Annotated in this window: 10 protein-coding genes; 7 read left to right on the top strand and 3 right to left on the bottom strand. The window is 64.6% G+C overall.

Translation table 11 applies throughout. From position 1 onward, the window contains the following. Positions 1–29: 29 nt before the first annotated feature. Entirely contained in the window at positions 30–1,991 is a 1,962-nt protein-coding gene (gene malQ / locus EHH60_RS27515; RefSeq protein ID WP_124162525.1) for a 4-alpha-glucanotransferase, read from the bottom strand. Positions 1,992–2,195: 204 nt separating this feature from the next. On the opposite strand from malQ, the gene EHH60_RS27510 reads away from it, so the two are divergent. The 6 genes from EHH60_RS27510 to treY are packed head-to-tail and all read left to right on the top strand — an operon-like array spanning position 2,196 to position 16,211. Further along, positions 2,196–4,142 carry a maltotransferase domain-containing protein gene (locus tag EHH60_RS27510; RefSeq protein WP_124162524.1) on the top strand — a complete coding sequence of 649 codons (1,947 nt, stop codon included), beginning with the start codon at positions 2,196–2,198 and terminating at the stop codon, positions 4,140–4,142. Between the two features lie 11 nt (positions 4,143–4,153). After that, positions 4,154–7,447 (top strand): maltose alpha-D-glucosyltransferase, encoded by a 3,294-nt coding sequence (gene treS, locus EHH60_RS27505; protein WP_124162523.1) that lies wholly within the window; start codon positions 4,154–4,156, stop codon positions 7,445–7,447. After that, positions 7,440–9,581 (top strand): 1,4-alpha-glucan branching protein GlgB, encoded by a 2,142-nt coding sequence (gene glgB, locus EHH60_RS27500; protein WP_199752074.1) that lies wholly within the window; start codon positions 7,440–7,442, stop codon positions 9,579–9,581. The genes treS and glgB overlap by 8 nt, the downstream gene beginning before the upstream one ends. Before the next feature lie 3 nt (positions 9,582–9,584). Beyond that, a complete protein-coding gene (gene glgX / locus EHH60_RS27495; protein WP_124162521.1) occupies positions 9,585–11,663 on the top strand; it encodes a glycogen debranching protein GlgX in 2,079 nt (692 codons plus the stop codon). Continuing rightward, complete coding sequence (gene treZ / locus EHH60_RS27490; protein WP_124162520.1) at positions 11,660–13,408, top strand: malto-oligosyltrehalose trehalohydrolase; 1,749 nt, start codon at positions 11,660–11,662, stop codon at positions 13,406–13,408. The genes glgX and treZ overlap by 4 nt, the downstream gene beginning before the upstream one ends. A 1-nt stretch (position 13,409) precedes the next feature. Further along, complete coding sequence (treY, locus tag EHH60_RS27485; protein ID WP_124162519.1) at positions 13,410–16,211, top strand: malto-oligosyltrehalose synthase; 2,802 nt, start codon at positions 13,410–13,412, stop codon at positions 16,209–16,211. A gap of 2 nt (positions 16,212–16,213) precedes the next feature. Here treY and EHH60_RS27480 read toward each other — a convergent pair whose 3' ends face one another. Then, on the bottom strand, positions 16,214–16,531 hold the full coding sequence (locus EHH60_RS27480; protein WP_124162518.1) for a polyhydroxyalkanoic acid system family protein: 318 nt from the start codon (positions 16,529–16,531) through the stop codon (positions 16,214–16,216). Positions 16,532–16,710: 179 nt separating this feature from the next. On the opposite strand from EHH60_RS27480, the gene EHH60_RS27475 reads away from it, so the two are divergent. Beyond that, complete coding sequence (locus EHH60_RS27475) at positions 16,711–16,875, top strand: DUF3309 family protein (RefSeq protein WP_008560028.1); 165 nt, start codon at positions 16,711–16,713, stop codon at positions 16,873–16,875. 115 nt (positions 16,876–16,990) lie between these two features. Here EHH60_RS27475 and ligD read toward each other — a convergent pair whose 3' ends face one another. After that, a complete protein-coding gene (gene ligD / locus EHH60_RS27470) occupies positions 16,991–19,666 on the bottom strand; it encodes a DNA ligase D (RefSeq protein WP_124162517.1) in 2,676 nt (891 codons plus the stop codon). Positions 19,667–19,713: the final 47 nt, after the last annotated feature.

The following is a 19,713-nucleotide window of genomic DNA, read 5'->3' as shown; positions in this document are numbered from 1 at the left end:
GTCGTGCGAGCCTAGAAATCCCCGGCCGTTCAACTCCCGCCGGGCAATGAACGTTCCCGCGTCGCGGCCTTCAAAGCCGCCAGATCGATCCTGGACGCGATCTTGTCGAGCGCAACAGGAAGGCGCTGGCGCCAGTTCGGGTGCTCGTCGATCGTGCCGGGAATGTTGGGCTGGTCGATCACGCCCAGCAGATCTTCCATCGACACCGCGAGCAGCCGGGACGGCGTGCGCGACAGGAAGGCGAGCACCGAATAGAGATCATTCGCTCGAATGCCGTTCTGGCGCAGGATCTCGTCGAGCCTGCCGAGCGCATCCCAGCGCGCCTGGTCGTTCTCGCCGGGATCGAGCCCGAGCGAGCGCTTCATCTTGAGGTCGCTGAAGGAGCGCCAGCCGGCATAGGTCGACAGGTCATGCGTGTTCAGCGTGACCAGCGCGTTGGGCCGGTAATGGTCGACATTGCGGAAATGGCCGGCATCGTCGCGCTCGAACATCATGACGAGATAGGACCAGATGCCGAAATCCTGCATCATCTCGCGAAAAGCTTCCGGCACGGTGCCTAGGTCCTCGCCGATCACAATGCATTTGTGGGCCGCGCTCTCGCGCGCCACGGCTGCCAGCAGCGCCTCGAACGGCATCTGCACATAGGCGCCGTTGTCGGGTTTGAAGCCGCGCGGCACCAGATAAAGCCGTTTCAGGCCGAGCACGTGATCGAGCCTGATGGCGCCGGCATGACGCATCGAGGCCGCGAGCATGTCCGCGAACGGGACGAAGGACTGCGCCTCGAGCCCACCGGCGTTGAAGCCGGCGAGACCCCAGTCCTGGCCGATGGTGTTGAGCACGTCGGGCGGCGCGCCGACGGCGAGATGGCGGGAAATCGCCGTCTGCTCGTTCCAGGCATCGAAGCCGTTGGACTGCACGCCGACGGCAACATCGAGATAAAGGCCGACCCGCATGCCGAGCTGGCTGGCGAGCTCCTTGGCGGCATGCAGCTGGCTATCGGCGGTCCATTGCACGAACTCGACGAACTCGACCTCGCGCTTGGCCGGGCCATTGCGCAGCTCGGCGCATTTCACCTGATCCGGCTGCTGCCATTCCGACGGCCACTCCCACCAGGGGGCGGCGAAGCGATGGCGCAGCACCTCAAAGCAGGCAAAGCGGGACAATAGCGGCGCGCGAGCGGCCCGGAAGGCGTCAAACGCCTTGCGGCGCGCCTCGCTCGCGCTTGTCACGAAGCTGTCAAAGGCGGCGCGAAGACCCAGCCATTTCAACGCCGCCATGTCGGCATAGGGGACGCGATCACCTTCGCGCAGACGGGCGGCCGTTGCGGCCGCGTCGGGCACGAGGTCTGCCGAGAATTCGGGAATTGCCTCAACGTCGATATAGAGCGGATTGAGGAAAAGCCGGCTGTTCGGCGAATAGGGGCTGCAATCGGCCGGATGGTCGTCGAACAGGACATGCAGCGGATTGAGCCCCACACCGTCGGCCCCGAGCTGCTTGGCAAGCCGGACCAGGCCTGCGAGGTCGGTGAAGTCGCCGATGCCCCAATTGCGGTCCGAACGGACGCTGTAGAGCTGGACGGCAAGCAGCCAGCCACGGTCGAAATCGCCGCCGAAGGCGCGCTCGGGCGCCACGATCATCGGCACCTCTTCCGTCACGCCTTCGGCATCGGTCAGTGTCAATCTGTGATACCCGAGCGCCAGGCCGGCGGGCCAGGCGATGACGGGCTCGCGCGTCTCGCCTGTCGCGATCACATTGCCGTTGCCGTGGATTTTCCATTGCAGCGGCGGCGCACCGATGGCCGCCAATTCCGTGCGCGGATGCCCCAATGCGCGGACCACGACCGGACCGCTGACGAAGCGGTAGACGCGCCTCTCCGGCAGGGCGTCGAGGATGGATTTGAGCGCCTCGGGCGCGGTGACCCGCAGCTTGCCGAGGGCGTCAACGAATTCGGACTGAACGCCCTTGATCCGGGCTTGAGCTAAAAGATCCATTCGGCACGCAGCTTGCAGGCCATTGTTTGGCCAAGGGCATCGATTTTAACGAGGTCGCGGAAGAGGTTAGTCAGGGGTAACTCGCAAACTGCGCTTGCCGTTCCCCAGGGAACCAATGACACACAAGCGGCTTTCTATAATGGTACCAAGCGTCGGCTCCCGGCAAGGGAAACGGGCTCCTGCTTTCTTGTCAATGGCATCACCGTGAACAAGACAATTCAAACTGTCGAAAGTGCCGCAGCCGGCAGCGCTTTCCTGATCGAGGACGTCTATCCCTCGATCGACGGCGGCCGCTTCGCTGTGAAGCGGATCCTGGGCGAACCGGTCGAGGTCTGGGCCGACATCTATCGCGACGGCGACGCCGTGACATCAGCCGCGCTGATCTGGCGCCGCGAGCAGGAGCGCGAATGGCGGAGTGAGCCGATGACCCATCACGGCAATGACCGCTGGTCCGGTGCGTTCACGCCCGTTGAGCCCGGCCAATATGTCTACGCGATCGAAGCCTGGACCGATGAGTTCGCCACCTGGTCTCACGCAGTCGCGCGCAAGCGGCGCACCGGGGCCGATGTCAGCCTCGATGCGATCGAGGGCGCCGGACTCCTGACCAAGGCGCATGGCGCGCGACAGAACGCGGCAGCGGTCATCATCAGGCAGTGCGAGGATTATCTCAGGAACGGCGACGTCACTTCGCTGCTCGCAACTGAGCTCGGCAAAGCCATGGCCGAAAGCCAGTCGCGGCCCGACCTGACGCGCTCGCCACTCTTCCCGCTGACCATAGACCGCGACAAGGCGCGCTTTGGCGCCTGGTACCAGATGATGCCGCGCAGCCAGAGCGCATTGCCGGGCCGGCATGGCACGCTGCGCGACTGCATCGCGCGCGTGCCTGACATCGCCGCCATGGGCTTTGACGTGCTCTACTTCACGCCGATCCACCCCATCGGCCACACAAGCCGCAAGGGCCGCAACAATGCGCCGGTGGCGCGTGAGGGCGATCCCGGCTCGCCTTATGCGATCGGCTCGGCCGAGGGCGGCCACGATGCGCTGCATCCCGAGCTCGGCACGATCGAGGATTTCCGCGCGCTGGTTGCGACCTGCCTGGAATACGGTCTCGAGCTTGCACTCGACTTCGCCGTGCAGTGCTCGCCGGACCATCCCTGGCTGACGCAGCATCCGGAATGGTTCAAATGGCGGCCGGACCGCTCGATCCGGACGGCGGACGGCCCTTATTCCGACATCGTCATCCCCGATTTCGCCTCGGTGGATCGCGTCGGCCTGTGGAACGCGTTTCGCGATGCCATGCTGTTCTGGATCGACCATGGCGTCACCATATTCGCCATCGACAATCACGACACTGCGCCGCTTCCGTTCTGGGAGTGGCTGATCCGCGACATCCGCCACCGTCATCCCGAGGTAATCCTGTTCTCCAAGACCTACGCACGGCCGAAGCTGATGAAGGGCCTCGCCAAGCTCGGCTTTGCGCAGTCCTTTACCTATTTCCCCTGGCGCACCTCGCGGTGGGAGCTGGAGCAATATCTCGGCGAGCTGACGCGCTATCCCGAACGTGATTTCTATCGTCCGCACATGTTCGCCAACACGCCCGACCTGCTGCCCTATCACCTCCAGAGCGGAGAGCCCTGGGCATTCAAGTCGCGCGTCGCACTGGCGGCGACGCTCTCAGGCAATTACGGCATCCATAGCGGCTTCGAGCTGCTGGAGCATGAAGCGATTCCCGGCCGAGAAGAATATCTCGATTCCGAGAAGTACCAGATCAGGCAGCGCGACTGGGACAGGCCCGGCAACATCAAATCCTACATTGCCGGGCTCAATCGCGCCCGCAACGAGAACGCGGCGCTGCAGCAGACGACGAATTTGCGCTTCCTCGGTATCGAGCACGGCGAGACGATCGCCTTCGCCAAGGAGGCGGCCGATCCGGCCAATACCGTCGTCATCGTGATCGCGCTCTCGCGCCACGCGCGTGAATGCTGGCTGCCGCTCGGCGATGTCACCGTTGACGCCGATGGACAGCGCCACCAAGTGAGGGCACTCGAAAACCTTGTCACCGGCGAACGGTCCCGCGTCGAATGGGGCGGGATCAGGTTGCGTATCGATCCCGACCGCGATCCGGCGCTCCTGTTCCGCTGCCTGGCGTAAGGGTTCACGCCATGAATGTCCTGTCTTCCGTCGACACCAAGAAGGCTGAGGCTGCCGAGGTCGTGGATGAGCTCTGGTACAAGGATGCCGTCATCTACCAGCTCCACGTCAAGGCCTTCGCCGACAGCAACAATGACGGCATCGGCGACTTCGCCGGATTGACCGAGAAGCTGCCCTATCTCCAGGAGCTCGGCGTTACCGCGCTGTGGCTGCTGCCGTTCTATCCCTCGCCCGGCCGCGACGACGGCTACGATATCGCCGATTACGGCGCGGTCAATCCCGATTTCGGGACGATGAAGGACTTCAAGCGCTTCATCCAGGAGGCGCAGAAGCGCGGCTTGCGCGTCATCACCGAGCTCGTCGTCAACCACACCTCGGACCAGCACAAATGGTTCAAGCGCGCCCGGCGCAGCCACCCGGGCTCCAGTGCGCGCAACTGGTATGTCTGGAGCGACACCGACCAGAAGTACCAGGGCACGCGCATCATCTTCACCGACACGGAGAAATCGAACTGGACCTGGGACCCGGAGGCCGGCGCGTTCTACTGGCACCGCTTCTTCTCGCACCAGCCGGACCTCAATTTCGACAATCCGCGCGTGGTCAGCGCCATCATCCAGGTGATGAAGCGCTGGCTCGATGCCGGCGTCGACGGCTTCCGGCTCGATGCCATTCCCTATCTGTGCGAGCGCGAGGGCACCTCGAACGAGAACCTGCCTGAGACGCATGCGATCATCAAGCGGCTGCGCCAGGAGCTCGACGCGTATTCGAAGGGCAAGCTGCTGCTGGCCGAGGCCAATCAATGGCCGGAGGACGTGCAGGAATATTTCGGCCGTGGCGACGAATGCCACATGGCCTACCATTTCCCGCTGATGCCGCGCATCTACATGGCGATCGCGCAGGAGGACCGCTTCCCGATCACCGACATCCTGCGCCAGACGCCCGACATTCCCGCAAGCTGCCAATGGGCGCTGTTCCTGCGCAACCACGACGAGCTGACGCTGGAGATGGTCACCGACGTCGAGCGCGACTATCTCTGGACCACCTACGCCAACGATCCGCGCGCGCGCATCAATGTCGGCATCCGCCGGCGCCTCGCGCCGCTGATGGACAACGACCGCCGCAAGATCGAGCTGATGAACTCGCTGCTGTTGTCGTTCCCGGGAACGCCGATCATCTATTACGGCGACGAGATCGGGATGGGCGACAACATCTATCTCGGCGACCGCAACGGCGTGCGCACGCCGATGCAGTGGAGCCCGGACCGCAACGGCGGCTTCTCGCGCTGCGACCCGGCCCGCCTCTACGCGCCCCCGATCATGGATCCCGTCTACGGGTACCAATCCGTGAACGTGGAGGCGCAGTCGCGCAGCCTGTCGTCCCTGCTCAGCGCCACCAAACGGCTGATCTCTGTGCGGAAGTCGACGCTCGCCTTCGGCCGCGGCACCATGACGTTCATCCGACCGGCCAACCGCGCCGTGCTCGCCTACGTCCGGCAGTACCGCGACGAGGTGATCCTGTGCGTCGCCAATCTCTCGCGTGCCGCGCAGGCGACGGAGCTCGACCTGTCGCCATGGAAGGACCGTATCCCCCAGGAGATGCTCGGCCGCACGCGCTTCCCCGCGATCGGCGAGCTGCCCTACATGATCACGCTGGGGCCGTACGGCTTCTACTGGTTCCAGCTTAAGGAGCGCGACAAGTCCGAGCCGGTGACGCCGCGCGCAGTGCCGGAGTTCGAGACGCTGGTGGTGCCGGTGAACTCGAACTGGGTGTCGCTCGCCCGCGAGCGCGGCGTGTTCGAGCGCGACGTGCTGCCGGGATTCCTGGCGCGGACGCGCTGGTATCCCGAGAACGATCCCAAGCACATCCGAACCACGCTGACCTCGGCGGTACCGTTCAGCGACATCGGCGACAACAGACCCTGGATCGCGTTTTTCGAGACGACCCGGGACGAGGTGACGACGCGGTATGTGATGCCCATGCAGATCGAATGGGTGCGCTTCGACCGCGAGCGCTTCAACCCCAGGGCGCTCGCCGCCGTGCGCCAGGGTGCGCGCGAAGGCACGCTGCTCGACGTCGCGACCGACCAGATCTTCATCGGTCTGTTCTTGCGAGGTCTGTCGCAAAACCTGGTCGTGGACGAGAACAATCTGCGGCTGGAGTTCAAGGCGACCAGTCGTTTCGCCGACTACACCATCAAGGAGCCCGAACGCATCCGCGCGATCGAGCAGTCGAACAGCACCGCGCTGGTCGACAACAAATACGTCGCCAAGATCTATCGGCGGCTCGAAAGCGGCATCAGCCCCGAGATCGAGATCGGTCACTATCTCACGGAAGTCGCCCGCTTTGCCAACACGCCGGCACTGCTCGGCAGCGTCGAGCTGGTCGACGGGAGCCAACGCAGCGCGCTTGGCGTGCTGCATGCCTATGTCGAGAACCAGGGCGACGGCTGGACCGTGACCACGGGATATCTCGACCGCTATATCGACGAGCAGCGCGTGGCACCGGCCGATGAGATGCCGCGCGAAACCCAGGAGCAGGCGCCCTATCTGCATTTCATCGCGCAGATCGGCCGGCGGCTCGCCGAGCTGCATGTCGCTCTCGCCGCGGCAGAGCCCGCCGATCTCGCACCGGCGCCAATCGGCTCCGCCCAGATCAGGGCCGCGCTGACCGATCTCAAGGCGCGTGCCGAGCGGGTTCTCGAGCTGCTGGCCGACAGCCGCGACGGACAGCGGGAGACGGACCGGCCGCTGATCGACCGGCTCATCGCCGCACGCGCGGAACTGTCCGACCGCCTGAATGCGCTCTTGCCATCCGACATCGGCGGGTTGAACATCCGTCATCACGGCGATTTCCGGCTCGGGCAAACTCTGATCGTGAAGGACGATATCTTCATCATCGACTTCGACGGCGACCCACGCAGGCCGCTGGCCAATAAGCGGCGCAAGGCGCCGGCCGCCCGCGACGTCGCCGGCCTGATCCACTCGATTGACCTTTCAGTCCACGCGGCGCTGAGCCGCGCGCGCACGGGCGCTTCGGACGAGCAAGACCGCATCGTGGCCGCGCTCGACGAATGGCGTGAGCGCGCCACCGCGACCTTCCTGTCCGCCTACCGCGAAGCCATGACCGACCGCAGGCTATGGCCGAAGGATCGGTCGTCTGCCGACGGCCTGTTGAGATTTTACCTGCTTGATCAAGTGTTCGATGAACTAGAGTACGAGCTGTCCCACCGGCCTGAGGGGCTCCATGCGCCGCTGACCGGACTGCTTCGCATTCTGTCCAGTGCCGAGAGCGAAGCCCATGCCTAAATTGCCTGCCGAGGCCTATGCGATCATCGAGGGCCGCCACTCCGATCCCTTCCACTATCTCGGGCTGCATCCCGAGGGTGGTCGAAGCGTGGTGCGCGCGTTTTTGCCCGAGGCCGTGAATGTCGAGGCAGTCGGCGAACATGGCGAGGTCGCCCCGCTCGACCGCGTCCACGACGCCGGTCTGTTCATCGGCGCCCTGCCCAATGGCTCGAAGCACTACCAGCTCCGCGCAAAGTTCGGCAACGACGTCGTCGAGTTCGAGGATGCCTACCGTTTTCCACCGATCCTGACCGATTTTGATCTCTATCTGCTCGGCGAAGGCACCCATCAGCGCATCTACGACAAGCTCGGCGCGCATCCGATGCAGCTCGAGGGCGTCGACGGCATCGGCTTCGTGGTGCTGGCGCCGAATGCGCGCCGCGTCTCCGTGGTCGGCGACTTCAACTTCTGGGACGGTCGGCGCCATCCGATGCGGGTGCGTGGCAGCGGCTATTGGGAACTGTTCATCCCGCATGCGAAGTCCGGCGATCACTACAAGTTCGAGATCATCGGCCCGCATGGTCATCTGCTTCCGTTGAAATCCGATCCGCTGGCATTCGCGAGCGAGGTGCGGCCGAAGACGGCGTCCATCGTATTCGACGAAGCGCACCTGCCGCGGCCGCGGCCGGCGCCCGACGGCATCAATTCACTGTCGGCGCCGATGTCGATCTACGAGGTCCATCTCGGCTCGTGGCGGCGCAAGAACGACAATGAGTGGCTGACCTATCGCGAGCTGGCCGAGCAGTTGCCGGCCTATGCCCGCGACATGGGCTTCACCCATCTCGAATTTCTTCCCGTGAGCGAGCATCCCTTCGACGGCTCGTGGGGCTACCAGCCGACCGGCCTCTATGCGCCAACCAGCCGCTTCGGCACACCCGACGAGTTTGCGATACTGGTCGATGCCTGCCACCGCGAAGGAATCGGCGTGCTGCTCGACTGGGTGCCCGGTCATTTCCCTGATGATCCGCACGGGCTTGGCCATTTCGACGGCACCTCGCTTTACGAGCATGCCAATCCGCTGCAGGGGCGCCACCTCGACTGGGGCACGCTGATCTACAATTACGGCCGCACCGAAGTGACGAACTTCCTGGTGTCGAATGCGCTGTTCTGGCTGGAGCGTTATGCGATCGACGGCCTGCGCGTCGATGCGGTCGCGTCCATGCTCTATCTCGACTACAGCCGGCCGCCCGGCGCGTGGATTCCGAACCAGTACGGCGGGCGGGAGAACATCGAGGCGATCAACTTCCTGCGCCGCTTCAACACGGAAGTGTTTGCCCGCTTCCCACAGGCGACCACGGCCGCTGAAGAGTCCACCGCTTGGCCGCAGGTCTCGCGCCCGGTCGAATTCGGCGGGCTCGGCTTCGGATACAAGTGGAACATGGGATGGATGCACGACACGCTGAGCTACATCAGCAAGGATCCGATTTACCGCAAGCACCACCACGGCGAGATCCTGTTCGGCCTGCACTACGCGTTCTCGGAAAACTTCATCCTGCCGCTGTCGCATGACGAGGTCGTGCACGGCAAACGCTCGATCCTCGGCCGCATGCCCGGCGACGAGTGGCAGCGCTTCGCCAATTTGCGCGCCTATTACAGCTTCATGTTCGGCCATCCCGGCAAGAAGCTGCTGTTCATGGGCGCGGAAATCGCGCAGAGCCGGGAATGGAATCACGACCAGTCGCTCGACTGGCATCTGCTCGAATACAAGTACCATTCCGGCGTCCAGGCGCTGATCCGCGACCTCAACCGGCTCTATCGCGCGGTACCGGCGCTGCACCAGATGGATTGCGACCAGGGCGGTTTCGAATGGCTGATCACCGATGACGCCAACCGCAACGTGTTCGCCTGGCTTCGAAAGGGATTTGACGAGCACGCGCGATGCCTCGTCATCGTCAACTTCTCACCCAACGTCTATCGCAACTATCCCATCCGCGTACCCTTTGGCGGCAAGTGGAAGGAAGTGCTCAACTCGGATTCCGCTCATTATGGCGGCAGCAATGTCGGGAATATCGGCGAAGTTCATGCCGATGAGGGCGGCGAGCTCCGTCTCACTATTCCACCGCTCGCCGCAACCTTCCTCGTTCCGGAAAGCTGACTGATGCGCCTGACTGCTGGATCGCCCGCACGCCTCGGCGCAAGCTGGGACGGACGCGGCACCAATTTCGCGCTGTTCTCCGCCAACGCGCAGAAGGTCGAGCTCTGCTTGTTCGACGCACACGGCCGCCGCGAACTCGAGCGCGTCGAATTGCCAGAGAAGACCGAGGATGTCTGGCACGGCTATCTCAACGACGTCTCCCCCGGCCAGCTCTACGGCTACCGCGTGCACGGCCCGTACGAGCCCGAGCACGGCCATCGCTTCAACGCCAACAAGCTGGTACTCGACCCCTATGCCAAGCGGCTTGCCGGACGCCTGGTCTGGAGCGATGCGCATTTTGCCTACCGCACCGGAAGCCCGCGCGAGGACCTGTCTTTCGACCGGCGGGACAATGCGCGGGGCATGCCGAAGGCCGTCGTGGTCGACGAGACCTTCAACTGGGGCCGCCGCGAGATCCGCCCCAACATCCCCTGGGAAGACACCATCATCTACGAGGCCCACGTCAAGGGCCTGACGCAGAAGCGCGACGACGTACCGCCGAATTTGCGCGGCACCTATGGCGGCCTGTCCTCGCCGGCGATGATCGAGCACCTGAAGAAGCTCGGCGTCACCACGGTCGAGCTGTTGCCGATCCACAGCTTCGTCGACGACCGCATCCTCGTGGAAAAGAAGCTCGCCAACTACTGGGGCTACAACACGCTGTCCTTCTTCGCGCCCGAGCCGCGCTACGCCCAGGACAACTCACTCGATTCCTTCCGCACCACGGTGGCGCGGCTGCACGACGCCGGCATCGAGGTGATGCTCGACGTCGTCTACAACCACACCGCCGAAGGCAATCACCTCGGCCCGACGCTGTGCTATCGCGGCATCGACAATGCCTCCTATTACTGGCTGAACCGCGAGAACCCGCGCTACTACGACGACTTCACCGGCTGCGGCTCATCCGTGAACCTCACCCATCCGCGCGTGCTGCAGATGGTGATGGATTCACTTCGCTACTGGGTCGAAGTCTGCCACGTCGACGGCTTCCGTTTCGATCTCGCCACCACGCTGGCGCGCGGGCCGAACGGATTCGATCGCGGCAGCTCGTTCCTGACCGCGGTCCGGCAGGATCCCGTGCTGGCGACCGTCAAGCTCGTCGCCGAGCCGTGGGACCTCGGCCTCGGCGGCTACCAGGTGGGAGCCTTTCCCTCGCAATGGTCGGAATGGAACGACCGCTATCGCAGCGCCATGCGCCGCTACTGGAGCGGGGAAGGCAGCCTGATCGGCGACATCTCCAGCCGCATGACCGCGTCGTCCGACCTGTTCAACCACGACGGACGGCGGCCGCGCGCCAGCATCAACCACATCACCGTCCATGACGGCTTCACGCTCGCCGACCTCTTCAGCTACAACGAGAAGCACAACGAGGCCAACGGCGAGGACAATCGCGACGGCTCCAACGACAATCACAGCAACAATTGCGGCATCGAGGGTCCGACCGACGATCCGAACATCATCAGCCTGCGCCGGCAGCTGCGCAAGAACGTGCTGGCCTGCCTGATGCTGGCGCAGGGCGTTCCGCTGATCCTCGCCGGCGACGAGGTCGGCAACTCGCAATCCGGCAACAACAACGCCTATTGCCAGGACAACGAAGTCGGCTGGGTCGGCTGGGACAATCTCGGCAAGGAGGGCGACGACATGGTCGACTTCGTCGCCCATCTCGCCGATATCCGCCGCCGGTTCTCACAGCTGCGCAGCCATCGCTGGCTCGATGGCCGCCCCAAGGACGGCATCTCCTACGGCGCACTGTGGCTGACGCCCGCCGGCCACGAGATGACGGAAAATGACTGGAAATTCCCGGAAGGCAGGTTCCTCTCCTATGTGATGGGGCCGATGGAACCGGGTGGGGCTGCGATCTTTATCGTACTGAACGCCGCTCCCGAAGAGATCGCATTCAAATTGCCCCAAATGACCGAATACAAGAGCTGGCAGCAGATCCTGAACACGACCGATGCCATGCTGAATACGATCGACTTCCTGCCCGGGAGCGACAGCAAGGCGCCGCCGCGCTCCGTGCTCGCCTTCGCGGGGGCGCCATGAGGCCGTCCTTCGGGGCGAGGCCGACGAAGGACGGCGTGTCATTCCGCCTATGGGCGCCCGCCGCGCGCCGCGTCGACCTCCTGCTCGACCGCAGGCACGCGATGCAGCGCCGACAGGATGGCTGGTACGTCGCTGATATTGCCGGCCTCGCCGCCGGCAGTCCCTACAAATTCAGGATCGACGACGAGATCGACGTGCCGGATCCTGCTTCGGCTTTCCAGCCCGAGGACGTGTTCGGCCCGAGCGAGGTGATCGATCACGACGCCTTCGTCTGGCGCGCGCGCGAATGGCGCGGCCGTCCCTGGGAAGAGACCGTGCTGATCGAGACCCATGTCGGCACCTTCACGCCCGAGGGCACCTACCGCGCCATGATCGACAAGCTCGATCATCTCGCAGCGACCGGCATCACCGCGCTGGAATTGATGCCGCTCGCCGATTTCGCGGGACGCCGCGGCTGGGGCTATGACGGCGTGCTGTGGTATGCGCCCGACAGCGCCTATGGCCGGCCCGAGGACCTGAAGACGCTGATCGACGAGGCACATCTGCGCGGGCTGATGGTGTTTCTCGACGTGGTCTACAATCATTTCGGCCCGGAAGGAAACTACCTCGGCCGCTATGCGCCGACCTTCTTCACCGATGCGCACACGCCGTGGGGCAGTGCGATCGATTATCGCGTGCCGCAGGCGCGAGCCTTTGCCGTCGAGAACGCGCTGTCCTGGCTCAGCGACTACCGCTTCGACGGCCTGAGGCTGGATGCCGCCAACCACATCATGGCGATCCCCGGCGAGCAATCGATGCTGCAGGACCTGAGCGTTGCCGCCGGCGAGCTCGCCAAGGCCACGGGACGCCACATCCATCTCGTGCTGGAGAACGGCGACAACCGCGCCAGCCTGCTCGACGCCGCGCAGGAGCCGCCGAACGGCAAGTATCGCGCACAGTGGAACGACGATTATCATCACGTCTGGCACGTGATGCTGACCGGCGAGCATGCCGGCTACTATGGCGACTACCAGACGCCGCGCATGGATCTCGCGCGCGCGCTCGTCTCGGGCTTCGTCTATCAGGGCGAGATCTCGGAGTTCTGGGGCAAGAGGCCGCGCGGCGAGCCGAGCGGAGAGCTGCCGCCGGCGACTTTCGTCAATTTCCTGCAGAACCACGACCAGATCGGCAATCGTGCGCTGGGCGAGCGGCTGGAAAGCCTGGCATCGCCAAAGCAGATCGAGACTGCGCTCGCAGTGACCCTGCTCGCGCCGATGGTGCCGATGCTGTTTCAGGGCGAGGAATGGGGCTCGACAGTCGCCTTCCCGTTCTTCTGCGATTTCCAAGGTGGACTTGCCGAGGCCGTGCGCAAGGGTCGCAAGCAGGAATATGCCTGGGCTTACGAAAAATACGGCGACGAGGTGCCCGACCCGCTCGATCCGGCAACGCTGCAATCCGCCGTGCTCGACTGGACCGGCCGCACCCCGCAACAGGATGCGCGGCTCGCCCTGGTGAAAGACCTGCTCGCGCTGCGTCACAAGGAGATCATCCCCCGGCTCAAGGGCGCAAGCTTCGGCGACGCCGAGGCCGCCGATGACGGCCTGCTCACCGCGCATTGGCGGATGGGCGACGGCACGACGTTGCGCCTTGTCGCCAATCTGTCGGATCACGAGATCACCTCCTCCCTCAGCGCGGGCACGCCGATCTGGGGCGGCGCCGGCGAGCGGCTCCCGCCCTGGTCGGTGGTCTGGCGTCTCGGAGGTTGAGATGCCTCCTGCCATTCCGCTCGCAACCTACCGGCTTCAGCTCACCGCGGACTTCGACTTCGACAAGGCCGCTGCGGTCGTCCCCTATCTCAAGGCGCTGGGGATCACGCATCTCTACGCCTCGCCGGTGATGAAGGCGCGCAAGGGCTCGACCCATGGCTATGACACCGTCGATCACAGCCAGTTCAATCCCGAGCTCGGTGGCGAGGCCGGCTTCGCACGCCTGAGCGAGGCGCTGATCAAGCACGACCTCGGGCTCATCATCGATTTCGTGCCCAACCATGTCGGCGTGCATTTCGCCGACAATCCCTGGTGGCTCGACGTGCTGGAATGGGGCCAGGCCTCGCCACACGCCGCTTCCTTCGACATCGACTGGGATCAACTGGCCTTTCGTGCCCGCGGCGGCGTGCTGCTGCCGATCCTCGGCTCGTCCTACGGCGAGGCGCTGGAGCGCGGCGACATCGAGCTGCGCTACGATCCCGATGAGGGAAGCCTTTCGGCCTGGTATTTCGAGCATCGCCTGCCAATCGCACCGGAGCGTTATGGCGAAGTTCTGCGCGTGATCGTCAAGGAGGCGGACGCGGCGGAAACGCCGGCCGGCAAGCGCCTGCTGTCACTCGCGACCCGCTACACGGGGCTGCGCCGTCCCAATCGCAAGGAAGCTCCCGGCTTCAAGGCCGAGCTCAAGGAGATCGCCGGCGCCGCCGACATCATCGGTCGCGGTCTCGCCGCCTATCGTGCCGGCAAGGACCGCCCGGCGCAGACGCTGACGCTGCATCATCTCCTGGAGCGCCAGCACTACAAGCTCGGGCACTGGCGGCTTGCCTCCAGCGACATCAACTATCGCCGCTTCTTCGATGTCAACGGGCTCGCGGGACTGCGCGTCGAGGACGCGAGCACATTTGCCGCCACGCACCGGCTGGTGAAGCAGCTCATCGCCGACGGTAAGTTACAGGGAATCCGGCTCGATCACATCGACGGCCTGCGTGACCCCGCACAATATTGCCAGCGACTGCGCCGGCTGGTGCGCGACGCCCAAAGCAATATCGTCCAAGGCAACACAAAGCCATTCTATACGGTCATCGAAAAGATCCTGTGCGAGCACGAGCGCCTACCGAAGTTCGCCGGCGTCCAGGGCACCACGGGCTACGAATGGATGAACGTCATCACCCATGTGCTGGTCGATCCCAAGGGCCTCGAAGCGCTGGACGAGACCTGGCGGCAGATCAGCAACCGGCCGCCGCGGCTTGCGCCTTACGTCAAGGACGCCAAGCGGCGGGTGCTGGAGACGTTGCTCGCCAGCGAATTCACCGTGCTGTCGCGTCTGCTCGCGCGTATCGCCAACGGGCATTATTCGACACGGGACTTCTCGGCCGGCAGCCTGCGGCAGGCGCTCGAGCTCTATGTGCTGCATTTCCCGGTCTATCGCACCTACCTGACGCACAGCGGCCCGACGGCACCGGACCGCAAGCTGATCGAGGACACCATCGAGCGCGCCCGCGGCGAGTGGTTTGCCGCCGACGAAGGCATCTTCGACTTCCTGCGCGATGCCCTCACCATGGACCTGCTCAAGCCCGGCCGTCCCCCGCACAGCGCCCCGCGCGTGCGCCGCTTCGCGCTGAAGGTGCAGCAATTCACCGGGCCGATGATGGCGAAGTCGCTCGAGGACACCGCATTCTATCAATTCCACCGGCTGCTTGCGCTGAACGAGGTCGGCGGCGATCCCGCGAGCACCGGCCTCGGCATTCCCGCCTTCCACCAGACCATGCAAGCCCGCGCCAGGGAATGGCCGCAAGGCATGACGGCAACCGCCACCCACGACACCAAGCGTGGTGAGGATGCGCGCACACGCATCGCGGCGCTCAGCGAAATCCCCGGTGAATGGGCCAGCGCGGTGGCGCGATGGAAGGTGCTGAACGCGCCGCATCTCACGCTGCACGGCAATTTCCGCGCGCCGTCGGCGACGTTCGAATACATGCTCTACCAGACCCTGCTCGGCGCCTGGCCGCTTCAAGCGCCGGCCGATGCCGCTTTCGCCGAGCGCATCCAGGCCTATGCCCTCAAGGCCGCGCGCGAGGGCAAGGAGGAGACGAGCTGGCTCAACCCGCATGAAGCCTATGAGAGCGGCATCCGAGACTTCATCGAGAAGATCCTCGACCCCGCCCGGTCCACTGAATTCCTGGAGGCATTGCAAACGCTGGCTCGCCGCGTCGCACTGCTCGGCACGTTGAATTCGCTGAGCCAGCTCACGCTCAAGGCGACGCTGCCGGGCGTGCCGGACTTCTATCAAGGTACCGAGTTCTGGAACCTGTCGCTGGTCGACCCCGACAACCGCCGTCCGGTCGACTTTGCCGCACGCCACGCGGCACTGACCTCACTGGAAGCTCCGGACTGGAGTGGCCTGATCAAGTCCTGGCCGGACGGCCAGCTCAAGCTGGCCTGGACGCGGCATCTCCTCAAGCTGCGCAATGAGCTTGCCGACGTCTTCACGCAGGGCGACTACCAGCCGCTGGGCGTCCGGGGCGCACATGCCGACCATGTCATCGCCTTTGCGCGCCGTCATGGCCGCGCGGTCGCGATCGTCGTGGTCGGGCGTCATTTCGCGCCATTCACCCAGGCCGGCCGGGAATGGCCCGCGCCGGAGAACCTGGACGCGACTATCGACGTCACGGGCTACACCGTGCCCGGCCTTGCCGGAACCGACTTGCCGCTCGCGCAGGCGTTCCGCGATTGTCCCGCCTCGGTCATCGAGGCCCAAATCGCAAACGCCATCAGACCATCGCGACGGCGCGTACGCGCCTGAGCTTACTTTCCCTCGTCTTTGGTCAGCAGCAATTGGCCGCGCTTCCTGATCGCCGCCTGCGCCATCTCGGCGAAGCGCTGCAACAGCCAAGGCAGCACCACCTCGACCTTCACATGGTCGTCGGCGACGTCGACCTGGCCCGTCGCGATCTGCCCGAGCGCGCGGATGCGGAAATTCATGCTGTCGCCGCTCCAGCGTTCCTCCTCGACCTGCATCACCGGAATGCTTGCAGCGGCGCGGCCAAGCCCCGTCTTGAGCCGGCGTACCGCCTCCTCGCGGCCGAGACGGTGTGGGATGGAAACGACAAGCGGTGCTGACATGATCTCTGTCCAGTGATGGCTCATCAACATAGTCATGGCCGCCGGGCCTACAAAGGTTCCATGCAGGTTGGACCGTCGGCCTTGTTTCAACGTGGGAACTTTACAACCTGCGGCAAGTTGCACCCGCAGGACGGGATAGATGCAAACAACCCTTTCGACAAAGGGCTGAGGAGATTCGCATGTCAATCGGCACAATCATTCTGATCATCCTGATCATCGCCCTGCTCGGCGGCTTCAGCGGCATCGGCGGCGGACCGTTCTACGGCACCGGCTATTACGGCGGCGGCGGCCTTGGGCTTGTCATCGTCATTCTGCTGATCCTGCTGCTGATGGGACGGATATAGTGAGGCGGTCATTCCGGGGCGCGCGCAAGCGCGAACCCGGAATCTCGCGCCGCAAACCTCTGGATTCCGGGTCTGCGCATCGCGCAGCCCGGAATGACGTTTTGGAAAGCGGCCTCTACTTCACTTTCGCCGCCAGCTTCTTCATCGCCGCCTTGATCGAAGCGGCGGCATCGTCATATCCCTCCCATGCTTTCGATCGCGGCAACAGCGCCGGCACGGTACGCAGCGTGTAGCGCTTGGGATCGAGATCGCTCTTCACCTGCGCCCAGGTCAGCGGCATCGATACCGTGGCCCCGGCGCGCGCCCGCGGCGACAAGGGAGCGACCGCGGTCGACATGCGGTCGTTGCGCAGATAATCCAGGAAGATCTTTCCCTTGCGCAGCTTCTTCGACATGTTGAGCAGGTAGCGTTCGGGATCGTCGTCGGCCATCCACTGGCAGACGCCTTGTGCAAACGCCTTGGCCTCCTTCCAGCTCACCTTGTCGCGCGCACCGTGGAGCAGCGGCACCACGACGTGCAGGCCCTTGCCGCCCGTGGTCTTGCAGAAGCTGTCCATGCCGATGTCGGCGAGCCGCTGCCGCATCTCCTTAGCCGCGTCGACCACGTCGGCGAACTCGACGTCGGGCGCGGGATCGAGATCGAACACCAGCCGGCCCGGCGTGTCATAGGCATAAGGCGCGCAATTCCAGGGATGCAGCTCGACGCCGCCGATCTGCGCCACGGCGGCGAGCCCCTCGATCCGGTCGATCTGAAGGTAGGGCTTGCGATCGCCGGAAACTCTTGCGAGCTCCAGAAGGTTCGACGTCCCCTGCATCGCATGGCGCTGGAAGAAGCATTCGCCCTTGATGCCGTCCGGCGCGCGGATCAGCGAACACGGCCGGCCCTTGAGATGCACGATCATCCATTCGCCGACGGCTTCGAGATAGCGGGCAAGGTCCAGCTTCGTGACGACGCCGCCATCGCCGTCGTCGGGCCAGAGCTCCTTGTCCGGCTTGGAGATGACGACGCCCATGACCTCGGCATTTTGAGCGGTCTGCTTCGGTTGCCGGCCCGCCTTCGTGCGCGCCGCCTTCCTGGCGGAGGGCTTGGCGAGCTCGGTATCGACAGGCGTCTCCGCCTCGACCTCCTCGGCCGGCTTGTCCTGCCGCAATCCCTTGAACGCCGCCTGGCGAATATTGCCGTCGGCGGTGAAGCCGGCGAACTCGATCTCGGCGACGAGCTCCGGCTTCAGCCAGTGCACGTCCCGGGTCTTCTTCGGCGCATTCTTGCCGCCGAAGGGGCTTTCACTGGCCGTCATGGCTTTCAACGCAGGCATGATGCGCTTGACCTTGTCCGCGCCAAAGCCGGTGCCGACCATGCCGACAAAGGCGAGATGATCGCCGCGCTGCACGCCGGCCATCAGCGAGCGAAACTTGCCGCTCGTGGTCTTGTAGCCGCCGATCACCACCTCGTGGCCGGCGCGGCATTTCGACTTGACCCAGCTCTCGGTGCGCCCCGAACGATAGGGCGCGTTCAGCTTCTTCGAGACCACGCCCTCGAGCTCGAGCTTGCAGGCCGATTGCAGCACGGCATCGCCGCCGCTCTCGAAATGCTCGACATAGCGGAGCTGGCTCGCTTTCCGCTTGCGCGATTCCAGCAGCTTCTTCAGCTGCGCCTTGCGCTCCTCGAGCGGCAGCCGGCGGTAGTCCTGGCCTTCCGCGAACAGAAGGTCGAAGGCAAAGAAGATCAGCTCGTCGGTCTTGCCGTCGGACAACGCAGCCTGCAGCGAGGAGAAGTTCGGCGCGCCATTGTGGTCGAGCGCGACGATCTCTCCGTCGATCATCACGTCCGGCAGCGCGGCTGCTTCCTTGGCAATGGAGCCGAACTTCTCGGTCCAGTCGAGACCTTTGCGCGTCTTCAGCGTCGCCTCGCCGTCCTCGACCCGCAGCTGCACGCGATAACCGTCGAACTTGATCTCGTGGCACCAGCCCTCGTCGGCCGGCGGCCGCTCGACCAGCGTGCAGAGCTGCGGCGCCACGAAATCCGGCATCGCCGAGACCTTCCTGGCGTTGGTCGCGGTCGTGGCACTTTTTTTCGCCGCTTTGCCGCGCTTCAACGCGGTGCGCGGCGCCGGCTTCACCGTGCGTCCTTTCGTCTCCTCGGCACGGTTGGACTGCCAGACCGCGTCGGCCTTGCCCTTGGTGCCCTTGGCCAGCATGAACGGCTTCGGCGCGCGGCCCTTGCCTTCGGCGATCTGCTCCATCGCGCGGCCGGAGGCGACGGACTTGTCCTGATCGAGAACGTCGTTGTCCGCGCCTTCGCGGACATATTCGTCGCGATGCTTGATCAGGAGCCAATTGGTGCGCTTCTCGCCGCCCCGGTTGCGCATGCGCACCAGCACCCAGCTTCCATGCAGCTTCTCGCCGTGCAACGTGAACTTCAGGTCGCCCTTCTTGAAGCCGGCTTCCGGGTCGTCCGACTCCCACGTGCCGCGGTCCCACAGCATCACCGTGCCGCCGCCATATTGCCCTTCCGGAATCGTGCCCTCGAAGTCGCCATAGTCGAGCGGATGGTCTTCCACCTCGACTGCCAGCCGCTTGTCGTGCGGATCGAGCGATGGCCCCTTCGTCACCGCCCAGGACTTGAACACGCCATCGAATTCGAGCCTGAGGTCGTAATGCAGCCGGCTCGCGTCGTGCTTCTGGATCACGAAGCGCCGCTGCTTCGATGGCGCGACTGCTGTTTTGCCCGATGGCTCGGGCGTCTTCTCGAAATCCCGCTTCTGTCGGTAAGTGGAGAGTTTTTGCAGCACGACCGGTCCCGCTTCTCTTTCGGCATTAAGCCTATCACGGCGAAAGT

It is taken from the genome of Bradyrhizobium sp. RP6, from assembly GCF_003837805.1.
GTDB lineage: Bacteria > Pseudomonadota > Alphaproteobacteria > Rhizobiales > Xanthobacteraceae > Bradyrhizobium.
The sequence above is the reverse complement of the archived record's forward strand: the minus strand, read 5'-3'. Positions and strand labels throughout refer to the sequence as shown.